Raw genomic sequence first — 24,953 nt, forward strand, 5'->3', positions numbered from 1 at the left:
TACGGATGCAACGGGTACATCGTTAGGGCAGCTCACGAGCGTCGTCACGAATCAGTCGCATGGCGGGGATCACAGCGGGTAACAGAGCAACTGCTCTGTTACCGTTTTCTCGTGCCCCGGCCCAGAACTCATGACCTCGAGCAGTTGCTCGATGCCGCCGAGGCGCTGGCGGTCCAATCGGGCGCTGCTGCAGTCACGGTGCGAGCCTCTCAGAGTCGACGGCAGTGTCCAACGGTGCGATCTATCACGCCTTCGGCTCGCGAGCGGGTCTCGTCGGGCGGGTATGGCTGCGCGCCGCACAGCGTTTCCTGACCGCGCAACGCGAGGCAGTGGAGGCGACCCTCGACTCCGGGCGGGGCCGGGACATCGCCGTCGAGGCGGTCGTCGTTGCCGCCGACGCCCCGGCGCGCTTCGCTCTCGATCAGCCCCTGTCCGGGCGATTCCTGCTCACCGTGGACCGAAGCGAACTACTCGGGAACGCCGATCTACCCGACGATCTGGCCGATGAACTCCGGGACCTCGATCAAGCTCTCGTCGACCTGTTCCGGACGCTGGCGCACGCGGTCTGGGGACGCACCGACCGCCAGACGGTGGAGGTCATCAGAGATTGCGTCGTCGAGCTCCCGACCGCCCTCCTTCTCCGCGGCCGACGTACCGCCGACGCCGCGGTCCGCGAACGCCTCGCCGCGGCCGTCCGCGCCGTGCTGTCACTCGCCCCTCCTGGAACCAACTGATCAGCCGCTGCGACAACAACTCTCCACGGACAAGGAACCGAACATGACCGCAACACTGGAATTCCACGACGACATCGCAGTCCTGATCCTCGGCGAGGACGAAAACCGTTTCTCCCCCCGCTTTCTCGAGTCAGTCAGCACCCATCTCGACAAGGTCGAATCCGACGCCCGCGGTCTGGTGACCGTGGGCTCGGGCAAGTTCTACTCCAACGGACTCGACCTCGACTGGCTCCTCGCCAACGGCGACAAGGCCGACTCCTACGTCGGACAGGTGCAGGAACTCTTCGCCCGGCTGTTGAACTTCCCGCTGCCGACAGTGGCCGGGGTCAACGGTCATGCGTTCGGCGCCGGCGCCATGTTCGCCCTCGCTCACGACTATCGCGTGATGCGTGAAGATCGTGGCTACTACTGCTTCCCCGAGGTCGACATCCGAATCCCGTTCACCCCCGGCATGGCTGCGCTCATCCAGGCCAAGCTGACACCCCAGGCCGCACTGACCGCCATGACCACCGGACACCGTTACGCCGGACCGGAAGCGGTCGCAGTCGGACTGGCCGACTCGGTGGCCGACGAGCACGCCATCGTCTCCAGCGCGCTCGATCGGCTCAAGCCGCTCGTCGGCAAGGACTCGAACACCCTCGGCGCCATCAAGTCCACGATGTTCCGCTCGGTCACCGAAGTGTTGCGTGAGGGCCACACACACTGACCTGTCCGAGGCCCTCGCTGTTCGTGCACCCGTTCACCGCGTAGGCCGACCGGAGGACGTTTCGGCGTTTTGCGTCGTTCGTGACCGTCGCTGTCTAGGTTTGATCTGACCTGAGCGGCGGAGGCCAGATGAGCAATCAGTCATCCCACAGTGATGCGAACGAGGTGTCCGCCGAGTTCGGCTACACCCCAGAGCTCAAACGCACGCTCGGCTCGTTCCAGGTGTTCGCCGTATCGTTCGCGTTCATCTCCGTCGCCGTCGGGATCTTCGGCACCTACGGCATGTTGCTGAACAACGCGGGCCCGGTGGGCATCTGGACCTGGCTGATCGCGCTGGCCGGTCAGATGCTGGTGGCGTTGGTCATCGCCCAGTTCGCCGCCCGCATCCCGCTCAGTGGATCGTCGTACCAGTGGGCGTCTCGGCTCGCCAACCCTCGCGTGGGTTGGATTTTCGGCTGGCTGACCTTCTGTTACCTCGTTGTGGGACTCATGGCAATCGACTTCGCGATGGCCAGCCAGTGCCTGATGCCATTGTTCAACATGACCCCCGACGAGCAGACCGCCCGCATCCTCACCGTCGTGATTCTGCTGGTGCAAGCGGCGCTCGCGATCGCATCGACCCGACTCGTCGGGCTGATCAACTCGCTGGCAGTGGGCGTCGAGGTGACGATCGTGGTGGTGCTGGTGGTCGCGCTGCTGGTGGCGGTCGCCGTGACCGGCGACGGTTCGGCCGCCAACCTCGGATCACGTGGCGTCGCAGCGGATTCAACAGAATACTTCGCCTTCGGCGGCGGCTTGATGGCCGTGATGATCGTCGGCCTGGCAACACTGGTGGGCTTCGACTCCGCGGCGAACATGGCTGAGGAGGCCAAGGATCCGCACCGCACGGTGCCGCGGGCCATCGTCGGCTCGGTCGCAGCGGCCGGAATCCTGGGAATGCTGTTCCTCATCGGACTGACCGTGGCGATCGACGACATCACCAAGGTGACCGCGTCGGAATCGCCGGTGGCGACCATCATGCGGGATCAGTTCGGAGCTCCGATGGAGCGAATCCTGTTGGTGGTGATCGCGATCGCATTCTTCGGCGGCGGACTGGTGTCGCTGACGTCGTGTGCACGCATGGTGTTCGCGATGTCGCGTGACGGGCGGTTCCCGGCGCATCAGGTGATGCGACGGGTCAACAAGCGGTCCCAGACCCCGATCCCGGCCACCGTGCTCCCGTTGGTCATCGGGATCGTCGTGATGATCGTGCTGCCGGGCGACGCGCTGATCGAACTCATCACCGCGGGCACTCTTTTCCCCGCGATCACCTACGGACTCGTCGTCATTCTCTATCTGGCCGTCCGCAAACGCCTGGACCGCAAGCGCGGTGCCTTCGACCTCGGTCGGTTCGAGTTGCCGGTGGCCGTGGCCGCCCTGGTGTGGTCGGTGTGTGCTGTCGTCATCCTGCTCTCCCCCATCGACGCGACCGTCCCCATGATCATCGTGGGCGGGCTGATCCTGGTCGGCTGTCTGTATTTCGGCTTCATGCTGATGTTCCGGCGGGAAGTCCTCGACAGCGAACCCGGACAGGACGTGTTCTCCGACACCGACCGTCGTACCGACCCCGACCCTCAGGACGCCGAGGTCTGATCCGGCCGGGCGCCCGCGGTTTCGGTCACGATTTCCCCACCCCGAGACCGCCGCCGGCATGATTGAATTCGGCGTGCGCGTACATCATTTGATCGCAACAGCCGCAGCGGCTGTGTTCGTCGTCGGATCCGCCGGATGTTCCACCGATTCCGGCGAATCCCCGCAGCCCTCGTCCACGGCGGCAACCGAGACCACCCACGCGCCCACCGCAGCTCCGCCGGTCCCGCAGGGTTCCGACGGAATCGACATCGAACGCATCGAGTATCTCGATCCCGCCGACGCCGACCCGGCCGAGAACTGGGCCAACCTGTACCTACCCGCGGGCGACCACGGGGACGGAACCGTTCCTCTCGTCACCATCATTCACGGCGGCGGCTGGGAGAGTCGCGCCGGCGCAGAGCAGTTCGACGACATGGCCCGTGATCTCGCCGCCCGCGGACTCGCCGTCTACAACGTCGAGTATCGCCGCGTAGGCACGGGCGGCGGCTGGCCGACGACCTTCCACGACGTGGCCCGCGCACTGGACCACGTACCCGCGATTGCCGAGGCACATCCTCAACTCAGCATCGACGACGAGCTGGTGATCGGCCACAGTGCCGGTGCGCAATTGGCCGTCTGGGCAGGCACGCGACACCGCCTCGACGACGATGAAGTGGGCTCACGTCCGGCATTCGGCCCATCCCGAGTGGTTTCCATCTCCGGCCCCTTGGACATGCGTTACGCCGTGAACCACGGCAACGGACGGGTCATCAAGCAGATCCTCGGCGGCACACCGGAACAGGTGCCCGATCGGTACGCATCGGTGGACCCGATCCAGAACCTGGATCCCGCAATGCCGGTGATCCTCTTCCACGGTCTCGCCGACGACGACGTCGACCCGGACAACTCGCGGCACTACACCGCCGCAGTCCGGGCGGCGGGCGGCAGCGCCGAGTTGCACCTGGTGGCCGGCGAAACCCACACCTCGCTGGTGCATCGACGATCTCCTGCGTACGAGCAGATCCTGGACCGCCTCTCCGTCGTGGCCACGACCGACCTCGACAGGCTTCGCAGCGAGTAGGGCTCGACCGATCTGGCCGCCCCTTCGCCCCCGGGTGCGCGAGTAGGGTTGTCCCCCGGGCAGTCCTGAGGTCACGAGGACCGCAGATATGACCGGGAGGTGCAGATGGCCGCAGAATCGACCCGGCGCGGTCGAGGTAGACCACCGGGACCCCCGGTCGACCTCGACGCGCGACGGGAGATGTTGCTCGACGCCGCAGAGGCGACCATCCGCCAGTCCGGCGCCGCGGTCGGGCTCGCGGAAGTCGCCAAAGCTGCCGGCCTCACCCGCTCCGCGGTGTACGCGGCGTTCAACGACCGCGATGGGGTGGTCGACGCGCTCGCAACCAGACATGCACGACGGATTGTCGAGCGACTCACCTCGGTCGTCGGCGGAACCGCCGATCCCGCCGAACAGACGCGCGCCGCCATCGACATCCTGGCCGCCTGGTTCGACGACGAACCCCAGCTGGCCCACCTACTGACCGGACGGCTCGATCAGACGGCCGAGAACACTCCCGGTGCCATCGTCGAAACCGTCGCAGACATCCTGCGAGCCGGTTTCCGGGCGCGCGGCGCAGACGACTCCCCCGCCGAACCTTGGGCATACGCCCTCGTCGGAGCGGTTTCCTCGGCCGTCGGATGGTGGTCACGAACGCGAAGCATCCCTCGTGCCGACCTCGTCGACCACTTGCATCGACTCATCTGGTCAGGCTTCGAAGGCGCGGGAGGCGCAGCACCGAGCAGCAGACCTTGACCGACGCCCACCTAAAAGACACACTGTATTTTATGACCTCGGTGTGGACAGTCAGTCCCGAACGCGCAGCCGCCATCACCGGCGCGCGCAACTGGACGGACGTGAGAGCCGAGCATCCCGACGCCGTCGACGCGATGGCCGACGGCCTGATGCTCGGCGACGCCGCAGCCGATGCGGTGATCGCGGAGATGTATTCCGGCCGGGGTTGGGCATGGTCGGACATCACCGCGGCCCTCGACAGCCCCACCGAGATCTCCGATGCACCACCCGCATTGCGTCATTTCCTCGAGGTGGCGACGGACCTTCCCTCCTGGTTCGATCCCGCCCTCGCGCGTGCGGGTGCCGAGGCCTGGTGGCGCTTCGGGTCACTCCAGTCGAGCACGTTGTACCAGTCACTGATCTACGGATACCGGGCACGCGGATTCACCCGGCCGCTGGTCGCCACGGGCCGCTTGACCGAGGGCACCTGGGATCGCGTCGTCGCCACCGGCCGATGGGTCACCCTGGCCACCGCCCCGGGGATGATGGACCCCGGCGAACCCGGATGGTCGGAGACGCTACGAATCCGGCTGGTGCATGCGATGGTTCGGCATCACCTCCACATGCACGGCCACTGGGACGACGAGCAGTGGGGCGTCCCGATCAATCAGACCTACTCCCAATTGACCATCACCGCAGGTTCCTCGTCTTGCCGCTGCGAGTCGCCAAAGACTTCGGAATCCATTACACGCGCGCTGACATGGAAGCGATGACCCACCTCTGGAGGTGGGTCGGCTGGGTGATGGGAATCGAGGAGCACCGACTCCCCCGCAACTTCGGCGACGCTCGCCGCACCGATCGGATCGCGCAGGACTTCCGCCTGGAACCGCCGCCGGAGTCCAGGGAACTCGTCAAAGCGCTTCTCGACGACGGCTATCGCACCAACCTCGGACTACCTGGTCCACTGAACGACATCGTCCACGTCCTGTCGCGTCCGTTCCTACGGACTCTGTTCGAATCGGTGTCCGCGAGATGGGTTGACGACGAGGTCGCCACCGCAATGGGTTTGCGCTCCACACCGATGCACCACCTCGTGACCCTGGCTCGGCCGGCAATCCGGTCCAGGGAGATCGCACGCTGGTTCGGTCTGCTCGGCTCTGAGCACGCGGTGGCCCGCCGCGAACTCCGTTTCGTCACCTCGAGATTGGGGCTCGACCTCCGCCGTATCGCCTCGAACCGTTATGACTCCGCTGACAAAGGACACCTGGAGACCGTTGCATGACCGCCACTTTCACCCTCCGGCAGAACCTCGACTGCACCCCGGAGGCCGCCTGGCATCTACTCACCGACCCTGACCAGATGTGCCGGTGGTCGACCGCGCCGATCACTCCTATCTCACTCGGCCCGCAGGATCGTCCCGACACCGCCGGTGCGCTGCGGATGGTCACGCTCCCCGGCGGAAGGATCCGGCTCCGCGAAGTCGTCGAGTACGCAGAGTTCCCACGAACCTTCCGTTACCGGGTCTACGACGGGGGTCCGCTGCTGGTGGAACATCGGGGCGAGCAGCGCGTCGTCGAGACCTCGGAGGGTGTCGAGGTGCAGTGGACGGTGGACATGACGCTCTTCCCCCGTCCGTTGTCGCATCTGATGGCTTGGCAGATCCGACGCGAGGTGCAGCGCTCGCTGACGGAGATGGAGTCGCTGGCCCGAGACCTCGACACGGCGACGCTGACCTCTCCGGACGAACTTCCCCGGAGGACCGCTCACAACCTGGACGACCTCGTCTCCTCAGCCCTCGAGATCCGTGTGTTGCAGCAGGAGATCGCCGACGAGCTCGCCGGCGCGGACGACCCCAAGCAGTGGTTCGCCAGGGTCTATCAGTACGTCACCGAAACCATGATCGAGGCGGCCACCGGAAGACTGGAACTCGGCCTCACACACCCTGATTGGGTCCTCGCCCTGATCCCGGTCTTCCACCGGTACTACGCCGGCAACCTCGACGCCTACCGCAACGGGGGTGTAGTCGAGGACGCATGGCAGGTCGCGTGGTCGACGTGCGAGATCGTCGATCCGGACCGGCCGCACGAGCCGGTCGTGAAAGGACTCCTCGCGGGAGTGGCCGCGCACATCGACGCCGACCTACCGCGTGCGCTGGCCGCGCTTCACCTGGACCGATACCCCGACCGTGACCTTCGCGAGTTCCGTCCCGATTACCTGCGACTCGCACCGGTGTTCACCGTCGCCTCCGACCGTTTGCTCGCGGATCTACCCCGTAGTCACAAGCCGTGGTGGACGAGTATCGCCGGCCGGGTCAACACCGGGATGCGCGACTCACTCCTGGCCAGGACGGGATACGACGTGTCCCGCCACCGGGTTCAAGCGTTCGAAGCGGCAGTGCAACGAGCGTCGTCGCAAACCGGGCCGGCCTAGTCGCGCTCACGTACTACTGGGCCGACATCGCCACTACTGGGCCGACATCGCCGAACTCCTGCCGGCTCTGGCGCTTCTGGTCACCTGGCGGTCGGACCACTGCGGATTCGCCGAACGCTCGAGGTCACGAACCCTCCCGGGATCGTCGCCGCTACGACGCCGCCCGAACTGCGAGCCTCAGCGACCGGTACCCGCCGTCAACTCCGGTTCGGTGGGTCGAAAGGGCTGGACGATCTCGGTTCGCCAGCCCGCCGGATCGGTGGAGGGATCACTGAAGTAGACCTCCCAGGGATCGCCCGCCTTCCCGCCGTGCTCGTTCACCCACGTCTCCAGAGCCTTGTACGCCGGCTCCATCGCGTCGTAGGGTCCGGCGTGGGTGGTGACGGCGACCTGCCCGCCCGGTAGTTCGGAGGGCCCGACGTCGCCGACCGGGTCGATCGGCGACGTCGTGGGAAACCCTGCCTCGATCTCGAATCGGCCTTCACCGAGCATGCGATAGCGAGCGAAGGGCGGCCCGGTGGGACCCGCCTGACGTTCCGACAGCACGCGATCGATGTCCCCGTAGGTCTTGTTCAGCCAGGGCCCGATCTCCTCGACTGCCATCGTGGACCTCGCAACGGCTGTCACCTGGGCGGTCCGGGACTCCTCATGCACTTCATAGTCCTGCATTCTCACAGAATCGCTCTGCGGAGCCCCCTGTCACAGGGCCATTGGTCAACTGTTCGGGAGGTCTTGTCGACTTCGATCGACACCGGTACCGAGGCGCTCGTGCCGGCCGGGCTCGCCTGGCTGGGGCCGTCGAACTCGGACTGATCTGACCGGTGAACGCGCGCCCCGCGTCACCGCTCCGACCATTCGCGACCGGCGTCAGAACCCTCCGATGGCAGCGCCGCCGAGGACAACAGCGACAGCTTCTCCGCATCTGCGCTACCCGGTTCCGGGTGGAACACAACGAGTTCGAGGCCAGGCGTGCTGTCGACGCTCATCCGCTCCCGATAGAGGGTCATCTCCCCGACCGTCGGGTGATCGAACTGCATGGGCGCGCCGAACTGCGCCTTGACGTCGTGCCGGGCCCACAGCTCGCGGAACCACGGGCTCGCCAGGGACAATTCGCCCACCAACTCGACGAACCGCGGGTCGTCGACGTCGGTTCCTATCGCACGACGCAGGTTCCCGATCAGGCATTTCGTCGAGTGTTGCCAATCCGGGTAGAGCGCTTGGTCGGCCGGCTCCAGAAACATGTCCCGAAGTGGGTTCCGTCCCACCGAGAACCGGGGCGAGAGCGCAGACGCCGACGAATTCGCGGCCAGGATGTCGAAGTACCGTCCCTCGACATACGCCGGCTGGGTGAGGGTCTCCACGAGCTTCTGGATGCCCACCGGCACGACCTCTTTGCGGGCACGGCGCCGGGTTCGTCGTGGCTGGTCGCCGCGGCGCTCGCACGAGTCGATGACCTCGAAGGGCGACTCGACGTGCTGGTGCACAACGCGGGGATCTCCGGCGACTGGGTCGTCGACGGTCCCACCGTTTCCCGGGTGTTCGACACCAACGCCGTCGGCATCGTGCGAGTCGCCGAAGCGGCACTGCCACTCCTCCGCAAATCGGATCACCCGCGGGTCGTCACCGTGTCCAGCAGCATGGGATCGTTCTGGGCCGTGACAAACCCGGACCGCCCCGAGTCCGGGCTCACCGCCGCGCTCTACGCCGCGTCCAAATCGGCGGCGTCGATGCTCACGCTTCAGTACTCCAAGATCGAACCGGGCATCAAATTCAATGCAATCGAACCGGGCTTCACCGACACCGACATGACCACCGGAACCGTGATGACCGGCGGCCGACCCGTCGAGGACAGCGCACGCACCGTCGTGCTACTGGCAACGATCGGGGCAGACGGACCCTCCGGCACGTTGCAGGACGAAAACGGGCTACTCCCCTGGTGAACCCGGGTTTGGGGACGTCCCGGCGGGGTTACGCTGAGGCATGGTCTTCCAACGCGACGTCGCACCGGGAATCCATCGCCTGGAACACGCGTACACCAACCAGTACCTGGTCGAGGACGGCGACCGACTCGTGATCGTCGACGCCGGACTGCCCCGCTCGTACGGTCCCCTGGTCGACGCGATCCACCATCTGGGCCACGACGTCGATGCGGTGTCTGCATTGATCGTCACCCACGGGCATTTCGATCATGTGGGCACCGCACGACGCCTGGCCAAGCAGTGGCGCATCCCGGTCCACATCCATCGCGACGATGTGTGGCTCGCCGCTCATCCCTATCGGTACGCGCACCAGAACGCCACGCGCGTCGGAGTTCCGCTGCGCAACCCGCCGTCGTGGAAATTGCTCAGTCGCATGGCCTTTGCCGGAGCCTTCAGGGTCCGCGGAATAGACGAAGCCCATGTGTCCGCCTTCGCCGACAACGGCGAGCTCCCGGGAGGGGCCGAGGTGATCCCGACGCCCGGGCACACCTTCGGCCACGTATCCCTCTACTTTCCCGACCGCGATGCGGTCATCGCCGGCGACGCATTGGTCACCCTCGATCCGTATACCGGGGCGCACGGGCCCCGGCTGATCGCCGGGTCGGCAACCGCCGACTTCGAGCGGAACCGTGACTCACTCGACGCACTCGCCGCCACCGGCGCGAAGTCCGTCCTGCCCGGGCATGGCGTCCCGTGGCACCACGGTGTGGCGGCGGCCGTCGAGCGCGCACGCCACACCGACAGTTGACACCGACCGGCGCCTGCGCGACTCAGCCGAGGCGTTCGTAGATCGTCGCGTTCGCGAGACCGCCTGCCTCACACATCGTCTGGAGCAGGAATCGTCCGCCCCGCTGTTCCAGCGCGTTCAGCCCGGTGGTCGCCAGGCGGGCACCGCTGGCTCCCAGCGGGTGACCGAGTGCGATCGCCCCGCCGTTGACGTTCACCTTGTCGAGGTCGACGCCGAGCTCCTGTGTCCAGGCCAGGACAACCGGAGCGAAGGCTCGTTGACCTCGAACAGGTCGATGTCGGCGAGGTCGAGTCCGCTGCGCGCGAGCACCTTTCGGGTCGCCGGGATGATCGCGGTGAGCATGAGGAGCGGATCGTCGCCGGCGACCGCGATGGTGTGGATCCGTGCCCGCGGCCGCAACCCGAGCTCCGCCGCCTTCTCCTCGCTCATGACGAGGACGGCGGCCGAACCATCGCTGATCTGGCTGGCACTGGCGGCGGTGATCCTCCAGTCGATCTCGGGGAATCGCCGCGCGATCGCCTCGTCGTAATAGGCGGGCCGCAGGGCGGCCAGACTCTCGAGGGTGCCGCCCAACCGGATCCCCTCGTCGGCGGTCAGACCGGAGATCGGTGCGAGCTCGTCGTCGAACATCCCGTTTTTGGTCGCCTGCGCCGCCAATTCGTGTGACCGAAGGGAGAATTCTTCGATCGCGGTGCGGGCGATTCCCCACCGGGCGGCGATGAGTTCCGCGGAGATCCCCTGCCCGACGAGCCCGTCGGGATAGCGCTCGTCGAACGCGACACCGTTCAGGTCCGACGTCCCGGCCGCGGCCGAACCCATCGGCACCCGTGACATCGATTCGACCCCTGCGGCCACGACCACGTCGTAGGTGCCCGCGATGATCCCCTGGGCGGCGAATGCGATCGCCTGCTGACCGCTGCCGCACTGGCGGTCGATCGACACACCGGGCACCGACTCCGGAAGACCTGCTGCCAGCAGGGCGCGCCGTGCGATGTTGAAACTCTGCTCACCCACCTGACTGACGACTCCGGTGATCACGTCGTCGATCTCGGCCGGATCGAGGCCAGTACGGTCGACGATCGCCCGGAGGCTGTGTGCGAGTAAGTCGACCGGATGGACGTCGTGGAGCCCGCCCGACGGCTTCCCCTTGCCGATCGGCGTGCGTACCGCGTCCACGATGACTGCAGTTGCCATGTCTGACCTCCATCGGTGTCGGATCGTCGACGACGATCCCCGTGTGGCTGACTTTTGTCTGCCATAGTCAGAGGTCTACGCCCTGACTATGGACTTGTCAAGTCAGGGTAGGATGGAGCACATGATGAAGCTGGTGGGACCGCTCGCGGAACGAGATCGGTGGGAGGCGACGCAATGCTCGATCGCCAAGGCGGTCGAGCTGGTCGGTACCCGATCAGCGATCCTGATCCTGCGCGAGGCGTTCTACGGCGCGACCCGGTTCGACCAGTTCGCCCGCCGGGTCGGCATCACCGATGCGGTCGCGTCGGCCCGGTTGAAAGAGCTGACCGAGGCGGGCGTCTTCTCGAAGGTCCCCTATCAGGAGCCTGGCCAGCGGGTCCGTTACGAGTATCTGCTCACCGACATGGGCCGCGACCTGTTCCCGGTCGTCATGTCGCTGATGCAGTGGGGAAACGAGCATCTCCAGCCCGACGGCGCACCGCTCACGATCACCGACGCATCCCGGAATCCGGTTCGCGTCGGGGTGGTGACCGGCGAGCAGAAGACCCTCGACCCCGAGGATGTCGAGGTGAGGGTCAACCGCTCGCGGCGATGAGTACCCGATCACGGATTCGTCGGAAGACGAATCCACCTGCTAGTCTCGGGCTCACGTTCACGCGGTGCTGTAACCCGCTTGTCGAACCAGAGGCCGGGGCGCTTACAGGAACCCCCGGTCTTGTCCAAACTTCCGCGGGTTCCGGCGAACTACTTCGCTGCCGTGCGCCGCAGCTTGGTGTTGACGAATTCGCCCAGGCCCCAACGTCCGAGTTCGCGGCCGTAGCCCGACCGCTTGACGCCGCCGAACGGCAGACCCGGCAGCGTGGTGCCGTGCTCGTTCACGTAGGCCATACCCACTTCGAGTCGGTCGGCGACCTCCTCGGCTTTCGCGGTGTCGGTGCTCCACACCGAACCGCTCAGACCGAACTCGACGTCATTCGCCAATGCGACGGCCTCGTCGGCCGAGGACACCTTGTAGACCATGGCCACCGGGCCGAAGATCTCCTCGGCGTAGGCATCCATGTCCGGAGTGATATCGGTCAGCACGGTCGGCTGGAAAAAGGCACCGTCACGATCGAGCGCGGCGCCGCCGGTCCGCAGCGTCGCACCCTGGTCCACCGCGGTCTTGACCTGGTCGGCGACGGTGTCGCGTGCCGAGATCGACGACAGCGGTCCCATGCGCGTCGACGAATCGCCCGGGTCCCCCACCGTCGTCGCCTCGAACTTCTCGACCAGCCCTTGCACGAAGTCGTCGTAGAGCTCGTCGAGCACGATAAATCGCTTCGGCGAGTTGCAGGCCTGGCCCGCGTTGGACAGCCGGGCCCGCGCGGCGATCGTAGTGGTCCGGGCCATGTCAGCGGAGTCGAGCAGGATGAACGGGTCCGAGCCGCCCAGCTCGAGGACCGACTTCTTGAGATTCTCGGCGGCGACCTTGGCCACCGCGGCGCCGGCACCCTCACTGCCGGTCAACGACACCCCGCGGATGGCCGGATGCGCCAAGAGCTCCGCGACCTGGTCGCTGCTCGCGTACACGTTCGCATACACGTCCTGCGGCACCCCGGCATCGTGCAGGATCTCCGCCATCAACGCCGACGACGCCGCGCAGATCGACGCATGCTTGAGGACGATCGTGTTGCCGGCCAGCAGGTTCGGAGCTGCGAACCGGGCCACCTGGTAGTACGGGTAGTTCCACGGCATCACACCGAGCAGCGGCCCGATCGGCGCCGTCTGCACGATCGACGACTCGGCGCCCTGCGGATCGAGTTCCTCGCTGACCAGCAGGTCCGGGCCATGGTCGGCGTACCAGCGATAGATGTCGGCGGCGAGCTGCACTTCACCTGCCGCCTCCTTGGCCGGTTTGCCCATCTCGGTCGTGATCGTCGACGCCAGCTCGTCCGCACGCTGCTCGTACAGATCCGCGGTCCGGGACAGGATGGCCGCACGCTCCGCGACCTGGGTGCGCCGCCAGCTCTCGAAAGCTTCGAGCGACCGTGCCGCGAGCCCGTCGATCTCGTTGTCGGCGAGACCGGGGAACTCCCGGTCGGTGACGCCAGTGGTGGGATTCGCGGTGACGTAGGTGCTCACTGAGAACCGTCCTTCCGATGTCGGTGGTTCAGATCGGCCGCGTTGATGAGCCCACTCGATGGGGCCGGCCCTGGTCACGAACGGGTACCCGCGCGATCTCGACGCAAACACGAGCACCAGGGTCCACTCCAGACGGTCGTGCTAGTCCGTTCGGACGATATTCGGCGAAGCTCAGGTGGCGGACACGCGGACACTCGTCCAATACCTCGGCGGGTCGGCGGCGTCTAGTACATGATTGAGCGGATATCGCCGACGCGGAGCGTGGGGGCGCACCGTCGGAAAGCAGTAGGGGGAGAAATGTCGATCTGGCAGAGAGCCGTCGTACTCGCGTGCGTGGGCGTCGTCGTCATGACCGCGAGCCTGGCCGTCCGAGGATCGGTCGCCGCGGCGCCGAGCACTACGCCGAGTCGTGAGGTGACGCGCGTGCTGTCGGTGTCGCCGACGACGCCCACGCGTTCGACCGTGACGGTCTACTCGGCCGCCATGGAGCGACCCGTTCGGGTGAGCGTGCTGCTCCCCCGAGATCGTGAGAAGCCCCGCCCGACTCTGTACCTTCTCGACGGGATCGACGGCGGCATCTACACCAACTACACGCAGAGCGGCTGGACGTTCCAGACCGACATCGTGAAGTTCATGGAAGACAAACCGGTCAACGTCGTCATGCCCATCGGCGGCATGGCCGCGTACTACACCGACTGGCAGAAGACCGATCCTGTTCTGGGACGGAACAAATGGGAGACGTTCCTGACCGAGGAACTGCCCCCGCTGATGGACAAGCGCTTCAACGGCAACGGTCGCAATGTCATCGGCGGACTGTCGATGGGCGCTCTGGGCGCGATGTCGATCGCCGTCCGCCATCCCGACCTCTATCGCGGTGTCGCGGCGTTCAGCGGTTGCCTCGACCAGGGTTCACCCGAATACCGTCAGGCCACGGCCGCGTCGGTGTCGACCCGCGGCGGTAACCCCGACAACATGTGGGGACCGGTGGGCCACTCGACGTGGGACGACCACAACCCGGCCGCTCATGTGGAGGTACTGAAGGGCAAGCCGATGTACGTCGCCGTCGGCAACGGATTGCCCGATCCATCGCTGGGCATCGCCGGCCTCGCCTCCCCGGTGGGCGGTGTTCTCGAAGGTGTCGTTCTCCAGTGCACGCAGAGTTTCAAGCGTCGGGCCGACGCGGCGGGCGTGAAGGTCACCTACGACTTCAGGTCCGGACTGCACTCCTGGGGCTACTGGAACCAAGACCTCCACCGTGCGTGGCCGACCATCGCCAAGGGCCTCGGCGTCCGACGCTGACCGTATCCGACCAGCGCCGTGCGTGGGACGTGCTCCTCGCGCCCCGTCCCACGCACAGGTGCGCCTATCCGGCGGTGAGGGCCGCGGCTCGTCGGGATCGGCTGCGGACCGGCCGGTGCACTCCCGCCGGCGCTTCCTGGATGTCGAGCGTCCGGCGAGCCACGTCGAGGTGATGGCGGGCGATCCCCAACGCGGCGTGGTAGCCGACCCGGAACTCACTGTCATCGGGGTCGGCGGCCCACCGACCCTCTCGCTCGAGCCGGTCTGCCAGTCCCTGGATGATGTCGAAGTCCCGGCGCAGACCCCCTGAGTACACAGCTGCGCCGACGAACGCGTCGGGACGGAGAGACTCGGTCGTGATCTCGTCGAGGACGCAGACACGTGCAAACGTCATGCCCGCCCGGAATCCGCGAAGGAGTTCCGACTGCGGCCGCTCGACCGCGGCCAGCGTCGAGAAACGGTCGTGGAGATACGTGAGAACCTCTGCGAGGCGCGTGTTCTGATCCACGTCATCCCACATTCTTCCGTTTTCGGATGATCGAGCTGTCTTCACTCGCACGCTTCTTCTCGCGTCGCAATTTCAACTCTTGGCGGCGTTTTTTCGAACTGGAATTCTTCTCTGCCATGATTCCTCGCTGACATGAATGATGAAGTGGGGTTGGGCACCCACTCACCTCCGTGACCATAGCCCAGAAAAAATAAAAGTCCAGTCGCCGAATCTGCTGCTGAACAGCAGATCTCACAGACCGGTCGCCCGGGGTCGGCGCCGACTGGCTTTTATATTTTTTTCGGCTAGAGTCCGTGACACCGGCCCGACAGGCCGGTTTTCAGTGAAAGGGAGAGTCGCCGTGCAAGCGGTTGTCATGGAATGTCGTATCCGAGTCTGCGCATCGAAGAGTCGGGTGAGGAAATTTCTCGACCAGGCGTCGTCGCGCGCATTCAACGCTTTTCCGAAATCGGTGAAGTCTTCGCTTGTCGTCGAGGATTCCGACTCTCTGCTCCTGCGCCGGCAGTGGCATCGGGAAAACGATGTCGACGACTTCGGCGTGCCGGTGGGCAAGGACGCCTGTTTCGCGTTCGCGGATCCGTCGGGCCGGCTCACCGCATCGAAGTTGGAAAGCCTGTCGCGGGACATTCTCGGCGATCTCGAGCTCGATCCGTGGGACTCGAGTTCGGGGGTCGGATCGCCCGCGGGCGGGGCAGCCGAGTCGGTGCCCTGGATTCTGACCCTCAGCACCGACCTGGACCACATCGCGCGTGCGGAGATCGCGGCACGCCATCCGATGCTCGAGCTCCGCGCGAGGCCCCTGATCGCGACGTCCTGACCGGGACGTCAACACTCTCTTGCCACTGAAGCAGAGGAAGCAACGATGACCACCGCAACACCTGCCCCGAGGGCCCGCCTGACCCGACATCTGCTGGAGCGCGAACTGGCCGCCGAGATCCGCGATCGAGCCGTCGTCAGTGCCGAGGTCCTCGATCACCGCGCCGCCGGCGATCTGGACAACAACGACGCCTACCACCGCGCCCTGGCGCGCCTCGAGACCCTCGACCGGCATCTCGCACAGCTGTATGCCGCCCTGTCCACGGCAGACGCCGAACCGGCAGCGGACGGCACCGTGCAGGTCGGCTCGGTCGTCACGGTCGTCTTCGATGACGATCCGACCGACGTCACCACCTTCCTGGTGGGACCTCCGGAGCAGTATGCCCTGCTGGGGATGGACGTCTGTTCACCCGACTCACCGCTCGGACGTGCGGTGCTGGGCGCCGACGTCGGCGATGTTCGGACCTATCGGCTGCCCAACGGGCAGGAGAGCACGGTAGCGGTGAAAGACCACCGGATCGAGCTTCTCTGACGCAGCGTGGCCGTGTGCTCGCGGTCGCGCCCGTCCGGCGGCGCCCCGATGAGGGCCGGCGCACGACCGGCAGAGGTCTCGTCGAGCGACCTTCGGCCGTCCGCGCTTCCGACTCGGAACCCGACGGCGACTGCCGATGTCCTCGTCATCGGACGACCGGGCGCGTTGACCACCAGGCTGTGCCGAACCCTCCGCAACCACGGGTTGAGCATCGAGGTCGTGGACCTCGGGTTCGATGGCCCGGGGGTTCGCGATGACCGCTACGACCCTGTCCCGGCGCGGCGCATACCGGTCGGGGCGAGGTCGTGCATCGCCGTGCTGGGTCGCGCGCCACGGCCGCGGCGCAGATGGTGGGACTGGCGTGGCCGTCGGCTCGAACGGCGGCAGGAGGACGAACTGACAGACGCCGTGCTGACTGCCGCGTCCAACGCCCGCAGGCTCGGTTTGCTCGTGGTCGCCGAGGCATCAACACCGGGTGAGACCGAGGTCGCACGAGAGCGTGCCCGACACGTCGCGCGTGTCGCAGGCTACGAGGCCGCCGTCAATGGAAACGCTCTGACCTCGGCTTTCTATCTTGTGACGAGCGCGTCGGATTGCGCCCCCGAGAACTTCCCGGCGATCGTCGCCTGGGCGCGGCGCCGAGTGGATTTATAGATACTTCCTGCCGCTCGATAGGCTGCGGGGTGGTGACCCGGTTCAGGGTGCACCGGCGTTCCCTGGAGAAATCGAAAAGGAAGTGGTGGCCACCGTGGTCGTGCTCGACGAGAAGATCAGCGATCTGTACGAACAGGTGATTACCCGCAATCCCGGGGAGGCCGAGTTCCATCAGGCCGTTCGTGAGGTCTTCGACAGCCTCGGACCCGTCCTGGCCAAGCACCCGCACTACGCCGACGCCGGCATCATCAAGCGTCTGACCGAACCGGAGCGGCAGATCATCTTCCGCGTGCCGTGGATCGACGACCAGAACCAGGTACAGGTCAACCGCGGATTCCGCGTCGAGTTCAACTCGGCGCTCGGCCCCTACAAGGGCGGCCTCCGCTTCCACCCCAGCGTCTACCTCGGCGTGGTCAAGTTCCTCGGCTTCGAGCAGATCTTCAAGAACGCACTGACCGGCCTGCCGATCGGTGGCGGCAAGGGTGGCTCGGACTTCGACCCCAAGGGCAAGTCGGATCTCGAGATCATGCGGTTCTGCCAGTCCTTCATGACCGAGCTCTACCGCCACATCGGTGAGTACACCGACGTTCCCGCCGGTGACATCGGCGTGGGCGGCCGCGAGATCGGTTACCTGTTCGGCCAGTACAAGCGCATCACCAACCGATACGAGTCCGGTGTCCTGACCGGCAAGGGACTCGCCTGGGGCGGGTCGCAGGTGCGCACCGAGGCCACCGGCTACGGCGCGGTCTTCTTCGTTCGCGACATGCTCGCCGCAGTGGACGACAAACTCGACGGCAAGACGGTTGTCGTGTCCGGCTCGGGGAACGTCGCCATCTATGCCATCGAGAAGATCCAGCAGCTCGGTGGCCGCGTCGTCGCCTGCTCGGACTCGAGCGGTTACGTCGTCGACGAAGCGGGCATCGACCTGGAACTCCTCAAGGAGATCAAGAACGTCCAGCGGGGTCGCATCGGCGACTACGTGAACGCCCGCCCCTCGGCGCGGTTCGTCACCAAAGGCTCGCTGTGGAACGTGCCCACAGACATCGCGATCCCGTGCGCGACGCAGAACGAACTGAACGGCGCCGACGCCGCACAGCTGGTCAAGAACGGGGTCCGCATCGTCGCCGAGGGCGCGAACATGCCCTGCACCCCCGAGGCCGTACGCATCTTCGGCGAAGCGGGCGTCAGCTTCGCGCCCGGTAAGGCGGCGAACGCCGGCGGCGTGGCCACGAGCGCACTCGAGATGCAGCAGAATGCATCTCGCGACTCGTGGAGCTTCGGCTACACCGAGGAGCGCCTCTCCGAGATCATGACCTCCATCCACGATCACTGCCTGCACACCGCCGAGGAGTACGGCGCTCCCGGCAACTACGTGATGGGCGCGAACATCGCGGGCTTCACCCAGGTGGCCGATGCGATGCTGGCTCTCGGTCTGATCTGACCCGGACCGGCCGCTGGTTCGCGAGCTCACCCGCGAACCGGCGGCTTCTTCGACGGCGCTGTCGGCCGCGCGGACTATTGACACCTCGGTGACCACGGGTTTCACTTGGCCAACTCACAGGTCGGCGCGATTGGCAGGTCCCACATGCACATCGAGGTCTCTCCACTTCACCGTCACCCCGTCGCGCGGCTGCGATCCGGGCCCGTTGCCGTGGTCCTCGCAATGGTCGCGGCGCTCGCCCTCACCGTCGGCATCGCCCCGAGAGCAGCGGCGGCCCCGGGGAGTACAACCGGTTTCGACCTTCCGTTCTCGGGCGCTCCGGCCTTCGAGCGCGTCGCGCCACCCAAGCTCACCGACCCGTCGCAATTGAACCGACCACTCGGTCCCGCGGCCGCCGATCGGGTGGCCGCCGCCATCGGTTTGTCGCCGAAAGATGCACTGTCCGAACAGCAGTACCGTGCACTCCTCACCGGCGGCGGTATCGGCGGCAGCCGCGACGCCGCCAAGATCATCGACGCCTGCCTGCTCATCCTGACGAACACCACCGGTCGCCCGATGTTCGGCGACTCCGTCGTCGGCAGCTACGGCCTGTACGTCGACGCGCAGGGCATGCTGCAGAGTCCCGCGAACGCGAGTGCGCCCACGCGACAGGTCAATTCGCTGATCGCCCCCGGGGGCTACGTCGGTACGTGGCTGCGGAACAACGGAGCGACCGACAGCCTGATTGCGCTCTATCGGTCGGCGTACACCATCGAGGTCCCATTCGGCTTTGTCGCGCAACAGATGTCGGGAACCGCGCAGCTGGTGACGAACACCAAGGCCGGGTTGACGAGCACCGTCGGCATGTCGATGGCTCCCCCGCTCTGGATCGTGAACTTCGCGCTGCTCTACATCGTCAAACCGTCGCTGGCTGCCGCGATGCCCGCCTACTGGGCGCCCATCCCGCAGCCGGTGGCCGCCGCGATCACGGCGAGTCCCGACGGCCAGGTGCCCTACAGCAAGTACGCCTCGTACTTCGAGTGAGTCGGTTCGCCAGTACTCGAACCGCAGTACGCCGACGGGTACTCAATTCGTAGTAGATGTGCCCGCGTTCGCGATGAGGGTCGTGGCGACCTCCCGGCCGAGCGTCGACTTCCGTAACGGGTTGTCCCGCAGACGCATCGCGAGTTCGCCGGTGACGACGACGAGGATCTGTTCGGCGAGGTGGTCCGGGTCCGCGCACGGCACTCGTGCGGCGAGATCGCGCAGCGTCTCGCGCATGTAGTCGGTGTCGCGCGAGACCGCCTCGGCGATCTCGGCCGGCGGGTCGGACATCTCGGCCGCGGTTCCGAGAAACGCGCACCATCGCGCGCCGTCCGGCCGCGCGGCGAACTCGTCGATGGCGTCGAAGATGGCGAGCAGTCGGCCCTCGCCGTCGGCCGCGGCGGCGATCGCGCTCCCCCATGTCTCGCGCCAGCGTTCGTGTCGTCGTTCGAGCGAGGCGGCGACGAGCGCCTCCTTGCTGCGGTAACCCCTGTACAGCGTCGCGGCCGACACACCCGCACGCGCGAGGATGGCGTCGACGGGTGTCGTCTCGATTCCACGCGAGAACACCAGGTCATCAACTGCGTCGAGCAGTTTCTCCTCGGAGCTCTTGCGCACCGGCATGGTCATCAGCCTAGTATCGAAAATATGAAACGCGCGTTTTCGTTTGGTCTGGATCGCGAATGGCTGGTCATCGTGACCGGTATCGCGTTCATCGCCGCGACCTACGGGCTGGTGCGACTCGCCTATGGACTGTTCCTGCCCGACATCCAGACAGACCTGGCCCTCGACTCGGCCGGGGCGGGATACATCTCCGCGGGATCGTCGCTGGTCTACTGCCTGGCCGCGCTGTGCGGATTCCTCTTCGGACGACAGTGCCCGCGCATGTTGATCGTCGTCGCCACGGCGACCGCGGCCGGCGGTGTCTGGGGTATGGCCGCAGCGGCGCATCTGGTTGTCTTCGGACTCTGTGCCGTGATCGCGTCGGTCGGGGCAGGCCTGGCGTCGCCCGCGATGGTGAGTGTCGTCAGGCGCAACATCGACGCGAAGCGCATCGATCGGGCGCAGTCGATGGTCAATTCCGGCACCGGCCCCGGCCTTGTCGGCGCCGGCTTGCTGGCGCTGCTGTTCCTCCCCGGATGGCGACTCACCTGGGCCGTCATCGGCGTGATCACCGTGCTCATCGCGATCGCTCTCCTGACGGCCGACCGGCCCGATCCCGCCGATCGGAACGAGCAAGGAAATGCCATGTCCGCGGACTGGGTCCGTCGTCACCGAACGGCACTGACCGCCGCAGTCCTGTTGGGCGTGGCGTCGAGCGCCATGTGGACGTACGGCCGCGCGATCCTCGTCGACAGCGGCGGGTCGTCGCAGAGCGGCACGATCATCGCGTGGATCATGATCGGGTTCGGCGGTGCCGCCGTGGCAGGAACCGCGATTCCGCTGGCGAAGTGGACTGCGACGTGTGCGTGGACCCTCAGCTGCTCGACCATGACGGCCGGTATCCTCCTCGTCGCTGCCGCCCCTGGACAGATGGCGGTCGCGCTCGTCGGATGCCTCCTGTTCGGGTGGGGGTTCACCTCGTCGACGTCGGCACTCATCGCCTGGACCTCGACCATCGACGCCACTCGGTCCGCGGCCGGCACCGCACTCCTGTTCATCGCGATGGTGTTCGGGCAGGCCGTGGGCGCCACCGCCCTCGGCGCCATCATCACCGCCGCGGGTTATGGCGCCGCATTCGTGGTAGCCGCGGCGATCGCGGCGATGTCGATCGCCGTGTCGACACTCGCGCGGACAGACCGACGAGCAGAAGCAGACGAGCCGGATGCGTCGGTCGACTCGGTACGTGCGCCGTCACGCGAACCAGGACAACAGCTTTCCGCGGGACCAGCACCGGCCGAGCGCGTCGCCGGCGAACTCGGAGCGCAGCAGTGTCATTGACGGCTCGAAGACCGTGACGCCGATGATGCTATGTCCCGAGGCCGGGCGGTCCCCGAGCGTCGGTACGGTCGGCGCGACACCGACTCCCTCGACGGACACCCAGGCCACTCTCCGCACGGCGGAAGCCTCCCCCACCGCGTAGACGAAGCGGCGTAGCCTCTCCGGGGTGAACCGCGACAGCGACCACGTCGTGAGAACGACGGGCAGCGCACGGTCCGGGACACGTGCGACCGCTTCTGACAGCGTCGTGACCGGATCTCCCGAAATGCGTTCCGGCGAACTCGATTCCGCCAGACCGATCTCGGCCTCGAAAACAGACCAGTCCTCGATGACCTGCCGGATCCGGTCGCGGTCGCCGGGGTCTCGGGCGTCGAGCGGCGAACGGTCGAGGATCATCCGTGCATCGACCTCCGGCAGTGGCGTTCTCGGCACTCGACCGCCGCCCACCACCGAGCAGTCCACCTGTACCGGCGACGATGCGTCACCCAGATGTTGATCGTCGCCATAGGAGATCCCCACGCGGTCGACGTTGAGATTCAGTCCGAGGGGCCGTCCGACGTCGATCAGGCCGATGTACTCGGCGTCGCAGCGTCGGGAGGCCTCGGCGATGGCCGGATAGAGCACCGCATACCGTCCCGCGTGGTCCGCGGACCGCTTGATCACAGTCAGACCTCCTGGCGCGCGACCATCTCCGTGATCCAGACCGGCGCGTAGGGCGAGATGCATCCCGGCGACGTCGGATAGTCCTCGAGCACCCTCAGTCGCTCCCCGATTCCGATTGCGCGAGTGCGGAGTTCGGAATGCTCGATGCCGATCGTCGCCAGGCAGGTGTTCATCGCCCACTGCAGGCGTTGGGGAGCGTCCTTCATCCGCGCCTCGATGGTGTCGAGGAGCTCGACGAGGTCCAGACCGTCGGGCTTCTTGGCCACTCGCTCGGTCGTGAGGGCCCAACCCGCGCTGAGCGCCGCCTCATCGGCGTCGTCCATCCACGCGAGGCGCAGCTCCTCCTTGTGCCCGCTCTTCTTCACCACGTAGTTGACCAGCCAGTCGTGCACCTTGGGGCGTCCGGCTTCGCGGACCATCGTGTCGAGCTGCGCGGCGTCGAAGGCCTTCGGCCGGCAGATGAGCAGCGCGACCAGCCGAGCTGCCGTGTCGCCGGTGGCCCACAGCGCCAGCGCCAGATCTTGTTGGGTCTTGAGTCGTTTGGCGACGGCCCGCAATCTGGTCAGGTTCACGCCGTGGTCGTCGCCGTGCGTCTCGTTGACCGTACGGATCCTCGGGTCCTCGAGATCGGCCAGCTCGGCGAGTACCTCGGCAACAGTCGCGTCCAGGTCGGTACTGCTCGTCATCGATCTCCACCTCGTCGTCGCCCCGGCACGTCCGTTCGTCAGCCTACGACGCGGACGTCCGGACTCGATCGCATCCCACGTCACCAGAGACCGACCCGACCGAGGGCCGAGAGGCTTACGCTGGGTCGCATGGCCTTGATGCTCGGACCGATCCTGCGGCACGTCGACGAGACATCCGCGTTGGTCTGGGTCCAAACCGAGGCACCGGCAGAGGTCGAGATCCTCGGCAGCCGAACACGCACCTTCGAGGTTCTCGGCAACCACTACGCCCTGGTCGAGATCACCGGACTGATCCCGGACACCACGACCGAGTACACGGTGACCATCGATGGTTCCCAGGAGTGGCCGCTACCGGATTCGACCTTTCCGGCCAGCGTCATCCGCACCCGTGGCCCCGCGTCCGCCCATCATCACCGGTTCGTCTTCGGATCCTGCCGGTACCCCCGGGCCGAGGACCCGAAGATCGACCGGAAACTCGGCCTCGACGCGTTGGACTGCTACGCCGTTCGCATGCGCCACCTGCCCGTCGCAGCGTGGCCGGACACGCTCATCCTGCTCGGCGACCAGGTTTACGCCGACGAACTGACCCCACAGGTCAAGGAGAGACTCGAGTCGACCAGGACCGCGACGGCCGGCCCGTCTGACGAGGTGGTGAGCTTTCAGGAGTACGAAGGTCTCTACCGGCACACCTGGGGCGACCCGGAGATCCGCTGGGTCCTGTCCACCGTCCCGACCGCGATGATCTTCGACGATCACGACATTCGCGACGACTGGAACACCTCGGACACCTGGCGTCGCGAGATGGACGACAAACCGTGGTGGCGTGACCGGATCCGGGCCGGACTCGCGTCGTACTGGGTGTACCAGCATCTGGGCAACCTGTCGCCTGCCGAACTGGCCGCCTCCGCGGACTACCGCACGGTGAAGGAGATCGACGGGGACTGCTGGCCGTATCTGCTCGACCTCGCCGACCGTGCCGACGCCGAAACCGACGGCGTCAAGGGGATTCGGTTCAGCTTCCGGTGGAACCTCGGTGCGACCCGTCTGACGATGATCGACTCGCGCAACGGCCGCATCCTCGCCGGCGGCGCACGGAAGATGCTGGGTGACACCGAATTCGAGTGGGTCGAACGCCAGGTGAACGACGACATCGAGTCGGTGGACCACCTGGTGCTCGGGTCGTCGTTACCGTGGCTGCTCCCGCCCGTCCTCAGCGACGTCGAGACTCTCGACGAGATCGGGGCCCGGCACGACGGCTGGGTCGGCAGCCTGGCCGAGAAGATCCGGCAGGGCGCCGATCTGGAGCACTGGCCGGCCTTCTTCGATTCCTTCACCCGGCTGAGCCGGATGATCAGCGGTGTCGCCGGGCGCGGCAACGGGACGGCCGGACCGGCGACCGTCAGCGTCTTGTCGGGCGACGTCCACCACAGCTACGCCGCACGAGCCGAATTCGACGAGCCCACGAGCGCGGCCGTGTTTCAGCTGGTGTGCTCGCCGGTGCACAACGCCATACCCCCATACATGGAAAGCGTGTTCCGCCTTGGCTGGTCGCCGCGCATCGCGCAGGTCGTCCGACGCTGGGCGAGCTTCCGCGGTTCACCGGAGCTCCCGGTCCGATGGCACAGCGAGGTCGGCCCGTTGTTCGGCAACACCATCGCATCCCTGATCGTCGACGGCCGGGACGCGCGGGTCACCTTCGAGCAACCCGACCTGAACGGCACCCTGCGTCTGGCGGGCGACATACCGCTGACGGGCCGGGAATCGGTAGAGAACGTGGGGACATAGCACCGTCGTTCTCTACGAAATGCGGTCAGTCCAAGCAGAATTCGTTGCCCTCGGGGTCCAGCATGACGATGTGCCCGGCGCTGAGCGGGGGTTCGGGTTCGACTCGTCGGACCCGCGTCGCCCCCAGCGCGACGAGTCGTGCCGCCTCGGCCTCGTGGGACTGAGGTGGGCCCTTCGTAGTGGTCCAGTTGTTGTGCGACTCTGTTGCCCGAGTGTTTGGGCAGGAAGAATCGACGACGACATGGCAGGTAGCAAGCGCCGGCGGCATACGCCGGATCAGATCATCCG

24 protein-coding genes and 3 pseudogenes are annotated in these 24,953 nt (G+C 66.5%); 18 read left to right on the plus strand and 9 right to left on the minus strand.

The annotated features are described in order from the left end of the window. Positions 1-111 precede the first annotated feature (111 nt). The 7 genes and pseudogenes from BJF87_RS14800 to BJF87_RS14830 all read left to right on the plus strand — a co-directional run bounded on the left by BJF87_RS14800 (position 112) and on the right by BJF87_RS14830 (position 7,275). Positions 112-734 (plus strand): annotated as a pseudogene (locus tag BJF87_RS14800) (helix-turn-helix domain-containing protein). Between the two features lie 43 nt (positions 735-777). Further along, positions 778-1,440, plus strand: coding sequence for an enoyl-CoA hydratase-related protein (locus BJF87_RS14805; RefSeq protein WP_035752356.1), 663 nt, complete (start codon positions 778-780; stop codon positions 1,438-1,440). A 128-nt stretch (positions 1,441-1,568) separates the two neighbouring features. Continuing rightward, entirely contained in the window at positions 1,569-3,071 is a 1,503-nt protein-coding gene (locus BJF87_RS14810) for an APC family permease (protein ID WP_006357555.1), read from the plus strand. A 58-nt stretch (positions 3,072-3,129) separates the two neighbouring features. Next, positions 3,130-4,131, plus strand: coding sequence for an alpha/beta hydrolase (locus tag BJF87_RS14815; RefSeq protein ID WP_006357554.1), 1,002 nt, complete (start codon positions 3,130-3,132; stop codon positions 4,129-4,131). A 105-nt stretch (positions 4,132-4,236) separates the two neighbouring features. After that, positions 4,237-4,866 carry a TetR/AcrR family transcriptional regulator gene (locus BJF87_RS14820; protein ID WP_035752350.1) on the plus strand — a complete coding sequence of 210 codons (630 nt, stop codon included), beginning with the start codon at positions 4,237-4,239 and terminating at the stop codon, positions 4,864-4,866. A gap of 32 nt (positions 4,867-4,898) precedes the next feature. Continuing rightward, a pseudogene (locus BJF87_RS14825) lies at positions 4,899-6,127 on the plus strand (oxygenase MpaB family protein). Next, positions 6,124-7,275 (plus strand): SRPBCC family protein, encoded by a 1,152-nt coding sequence (locus BJF87_RS14830; protein ID WP_035752344.1) that lies wholly within the window; start codon positions 6,124-6,126, stop codon positions 7,273-7,275. The pseudogene BJF87_RS14825 and the gene BJF87_RS14830 overlap by 4 nt, the downstream one beginning before the upstream one ends. Positions 7,276-7,452: 177 nt before the next feature. On the opposite strand, the gene BJF87_RS14835 is transcribed toward BJF87_RS14830, so the two are convergent. After that, a complete protein-coding gene (locus tag BJF87_RS14835; RefSeq protein ID WP_035752342.1) occupies positions 7,453-7,944 on the minus strand; it encodes a GyrI-like domain-containing protein in 492 nt (163 codons plus the stop codon). A gap of 170 nt (positions 7,945-8,114) precedes the next feature. Continuing rightward, positions 8,115-8,759 (minus strand): hypothetical protein, encoded by a 645-nt coding sequence (locus tag BJF87_RS14840; RefSeq protein ID WP_231380854.1) that lies wholly within the window; start codon positions 8,757-8,759, stop codon positions 8,115-8,117. Here BJF87_RS14840 and BJF87_RS14845 point away from each other — a divergent pair. Further along, positions 8,748-9,215: an SDR family NAD(P)-dependent oxidoreductase gene (locus BJF87_RS14845; protein WP_231380853.1), complete on the plus strand. Its 468-nt coding sequence runs from the start codon at positions 8,748-8,750 to the stop codon at positions 9,213-9,215. The genes BJF87_RS14840 and BJF87_RS14845 overlap by 12 nt on opposite strands. 40 nt (positions 9,216-9,255) lie before the next feature. Next, positions 9,256-10,002, plus strand: coding sequence for an MBL fold metallo-hydrolase (locus tag BJF87_RS14850; RefSeq protein ID WP_035752339.1), 747 nt, complete (start codon positions 9,256-9,258; stop codon positions 10,000-10,002). Between the two features lie 22 nt (positions 10,003-10,024). Here the strand turns inward: BJF87_RS14850 and BJF87_RS14855 are convergent. Then, positions 10,025-11,196, minus strand: a pseudogene (locus tag BJF87_RS14855) (acetyl-CoA C-acyltransferase). 121 nt (positions 11,197-11,317) lie between these two features. Here BJF87_RS14855 and BJF87_RS14860 point away from each other — a divergent pair. Next, positions 11,318-11,791 carry a helix-turn-helix domain-containing protein gene (locus tag BJF87_RS14860; RefSeq protein WP_075863421.1) on the plus strand — a complete coding sequence of 158 codons (474 nt, stop codon included), beginning with the start codon at positions 11,318-11,320 and terminating at the stop codon, positions 11,789-11,791. A 149-nt stretch (positions 11,792-11,940) separates the two neighbouring features. On the opposite strand, the gene BJF87_RS14865 is transcribed toward BJF87_RS14860, so the two are convergent. Continuing rightward, positions 11,941-13,317: an NAD-dependent succinate-semialdehyde dehydrogenase gene (locus BJF87_RS14865; RefSeq protein WP_035752336.1), complete on the minus strand. Its 1,377-nt coding sequence runs from the start codon at positions 13,315-13,317 to the stop codon at positions 11,941-11,943. 297 nt (positions 13,318-13,614) lie between these two features. Between BJF87_RS14865 and BJF87_RS14870 the strand changes: the two genes are divergently transcribed. Beyond that, entirely contained in the window at positions 13,615-14,616 is a 1,002-nt protein-coding gene (locus BJF87_RS14870; RefSeq protein WP_035752334.1) for an alpha/beta hydrolase family protein, read from the plus strand. Between the two features lie 64 nt (positions 14,617-14,680). Here BJF87_RS14870 and BJF87_RS14875 read toward each other — a convergent pair whose 3' ends face one another. Beyond that, the gene (locus tag BJF87_RS14875; RefSeq protein WP_230461930.1) at positions 14,681-15,124 is read right to left on the minus strand and encodes a hypothetical protein; all 444 of its coding nucleotides are present in this window, start codon (positions 15,122-15,124) and stop codon (positions 14,681-14,683) included. Between the two features lie 451 nt (positions 15,125-15,575). Here BJF87_RS14875 and BJF87_RS14880 point away from each other — a divergent pair, with 451 nt between their 5' ends. The 5 genes from BJF87_RS14880 to BJF87_RS14900 all read left to right on the plus strand — a co-directional run bounded on the left by BJF87_RS14880 (position 15,576) and on the right by BJF87_RS14900 (position 19,590). After that, a complete protein-coding gene (locus tag BJF87_RS14880; RefSeq protein ID WP_006357543.1) occupies positions 15,576-15,941 on the plus strand; it encodes a hypothetical protein in 366 nt (121 codons plus the stop codon). Positions 15,942-15,986: 45 nt separating this feature from the next. Beyond that, positions 15,987-16,472 (plus strand): GreA/GreB family elongation factor, encoded by a 486-nt coding sequence (locus tag BJF87_RS14885; protein ID WP_035752330.1) that lies wholly within the window; start codon positions 15,987-15,989, stop codon positions 16,470-16,472. Positions 16,473-16,637: 165 nt separating this feature from the next. Next, on the plus strand, positions 16,638-17,126 hold the full coding sequence (locus BJF87_RS26800; protein ID WP_262338976.1) for a hypothetical protein: 489 nt from the start codon (positions 16,638-16,640) through the stop codon (positions 17,124-17,126). A gap of 82 nt (positions 17,127-17,208) precedes the next feature. Further along, positions 17,209-18,567 carry an NADP-specific glutamate dehydrogenase gene (gene gdhA / locus BJF87_RS14895; protein ID WP_006357540.1) on the plus strand — a complete coding sequence of 453 codons (1,359 nt, stop codon included), beginning with the start codon at positions 17,209-17,211 and terminating at the stop codon, positions 18,565-18,567. Positions 18,568-18,711: 144 nt separating this feature from the next. Further along, positions 18,712-19,590: a hypothetical protein gene (locus BJF87_RS14900; protein WP_075863417.1), complete on the plus strand. Its 879-nt coding sequence runs from the start codon at positions 18,712-18,714 to the stop codon at positions 19,588-19,590. Between the two features lie 42 nt (positions 19,591-19,632). Here the strand turns inward: BJF87_RS14900 and BJF87_RS14905 are convergent, their stop codons facing one another. Beyond that, positions 19,633-20,214 carry a TetR/AcrR family transcriptional regulator gene (locus BJF87_RS14905; protein ID WP_035752543.1) on the minus strand — a complete coding sequence of 194 codons (582 nt, stop codon included), beginning with the start codon at positions 20,212-20,214 and terminating at the stop codon, positions 19,633-19,635. Positions 20,215-20,238: 24 nt separating this feature from the next. On the opposite strand from BJF87_RS14905, the gene BJF87_RS14910 reads away from it, so the two are divergent. Continuing rightward, positions 20,239-21,531 carry an MFS transporter gene (locus BJF87_RS14910; protein ID WP_035752327.1) on the plus strand — a complete coding sequence of 431 codons (1,293 nt, stop codon included), beginning with the start codon at positions 20,239-20,241 and terminating at the stop codon, positions 21,529-21,531. Here the strand turns inward: BJF87_RS14910 and BJF87_RS14915 are convergent. Together BJF87_RS14915 and BJF87_RS14920 are read right to left on the minus strand one after the other, a co-directional pair. Next, complete coding sequence (locus BJF87_RS14915; protein ID WP_035752325.1) at positions 21,445-22,194, minus strand: DUF2332 family protein; 750 nt, start codon at positions 22,192-22,194, stop codon at positions 21,445-21,447. The two genes, BJF87_RS14910 and BJF87_RS14915, sit on opposite strands and share 87 nt — an antisense overlap. 2 nt (positions 22,195-22,196) lie before the next feature. Further along, positions 22,197-22,880, minus strand: a complete 684-nt coding sequence (locus BJF87_RS14920; RefSeq protein WP_035752324.1) for a DNA alkylation repair protein — start codon at positions 22,878-22,880, stop codon at positions 22,197-22,199. Between the two features lie 129 nt (positions 22,881-23,009). Between BJF87_RS14920 and BJF87_RS14925 the strand changes: the two genes are divergently transcribed. Continuing rightward, positions 23,010-24,665 (plus strand): alkaline phosphatase D family protein, encoded by a 1,656-nt coding sequence (locus BJF87_RS14925; RefSeq protein ID WP_075863418.1) that lies wholly within the window; start codon positions 23,010-23,012, stop codon positions 24,663-24,665. A 25-nt stretch (positions 24,666-24,690) separates the two neighbouring features. On the opposite strand, the gene BJF87_RS26805 is transcribed toward BJF87_RS14925, so the two are convergent. Next, a partial coding sequence (locus BJF87_RS26805; RefSeq protein WP_316042970.1) for a VOC family protein occupies positions 24,691-24,953 on the minus strand: 263 nt, incomplete at its 5' end.

The organism is Gordonia sp. CNJ-863 (assembly GCF_001942325.1).
Lineage (GTDB): Bacteria > Actinomycetota > Actinomycetes > Mycobacteriales > Mycobacteriaceae > Gordonia > Gordonia alkanivorans.

Bases quoted from the DNA above. Each gene is read 5' to 3' on its own strand.
- BJF87_RS14885 (WP_035752330.1), top strand. From the start codon at position 15,987: ATGACCACCGCAACACCTGCCCCGAGGGCCCGCCTGACCCGACATCTG.
- BJF87_RS14830 (WP_035752344.1), top strand. From the start codon at position 6,124: ATGACCGCCACTTTCACCCTCCGGCAGAACCTCGACTGCACCCCGGAG.
- BJF87_RS14910 (WP_035752327.1), top strand. From the start codon at position 20,239: ATGAAACGCGCGTTTTCGTTTGGTCTGGATCGCGAATGGCTGGTCATC.
- BJF87_RS14805 (WP_035752356.1), top strand. From the start codon at position 778: ATGACCGCAACACTGGAATTCCACGACGACATCGCAGTCCTGATCCTC.
- BJF87_RS14835 (WP_035752342.1), bottom strand. From the start codon at position 7,944: ATGCAGGACTATGAAGTGCATGAGGAGTCCCGGACCGCCCAGGTGACA.
- BJF87_RS14870 (WP_035752334.1), top strand. From the start codon at position 13,615: ATGTCGATCTGGCAGAGAGCCGTCGTACTCGCGTGCGTGGGCGTCGTC.
- BJF87_RS14860 (WP_075863421.1), top strand. From the start codon at position 11,318: ATGATGAAGCTGGTGGGACCGCTCGCGGAACGAGATCGGTGGGAGGCG.
- BJF87_RS14820 (WP_035752350.1), top strand. From the start codon at position 4,237: ATGGCCGCAGAATCGACCCGGCGCGGTCGAGGTAGACCACCGGGACCC.
- BJF87_RS14850 (WP_035752339.1), top strand. From the start codon at position 9,256: ATGGTCTTCCAACGCGACGTCGCACCGGGAATCCATCGCCTGGAACAC.
- BJF87_RS14810 (WP_006357555.1), top strand. From the start codon at position 1,569: ATGAGCAATCAGTCATCCCACAGTGATGCGAACGAGGTGTCCGCCGAG.
- BJF87_RS14815 (WP_006357554.1), top strand. From the start codon at position 3,130: ATGATTGAATTCGGCGTGCGCGTACATCATTTGATCGCAACAGCCGCA.
- BJF87_RS14905 (WP_035752543.1), bottom strand. From the start codon at position 20,214: ATGCCGGTGCGCAAGAGCTCCGAGGAGAAACTGCTCGACGCAGTTGAT.
- BJF87_RS14900 (WP_075863417.1), top strand. From the start codon at position 18,712: ATGCACATCGAGGTCTCTCCACTTCACCGTCACCCCGTCGCGCGGCTG.
- BJF87_RS14925 (WP_075863418.1), top strand. From the start codon at position 23,010: ATGGCCTTGATGCTCGGACCGATCCTGCGGCACGTCGACGAGACATCC.
- BJF87_RS14920 (WP_035752324.1), bottom strand. From the start codon at position 22,880: ATGACGAGCAGTACCGACCTGGACGCGACTGTTGCCGAGGTACTCGCC.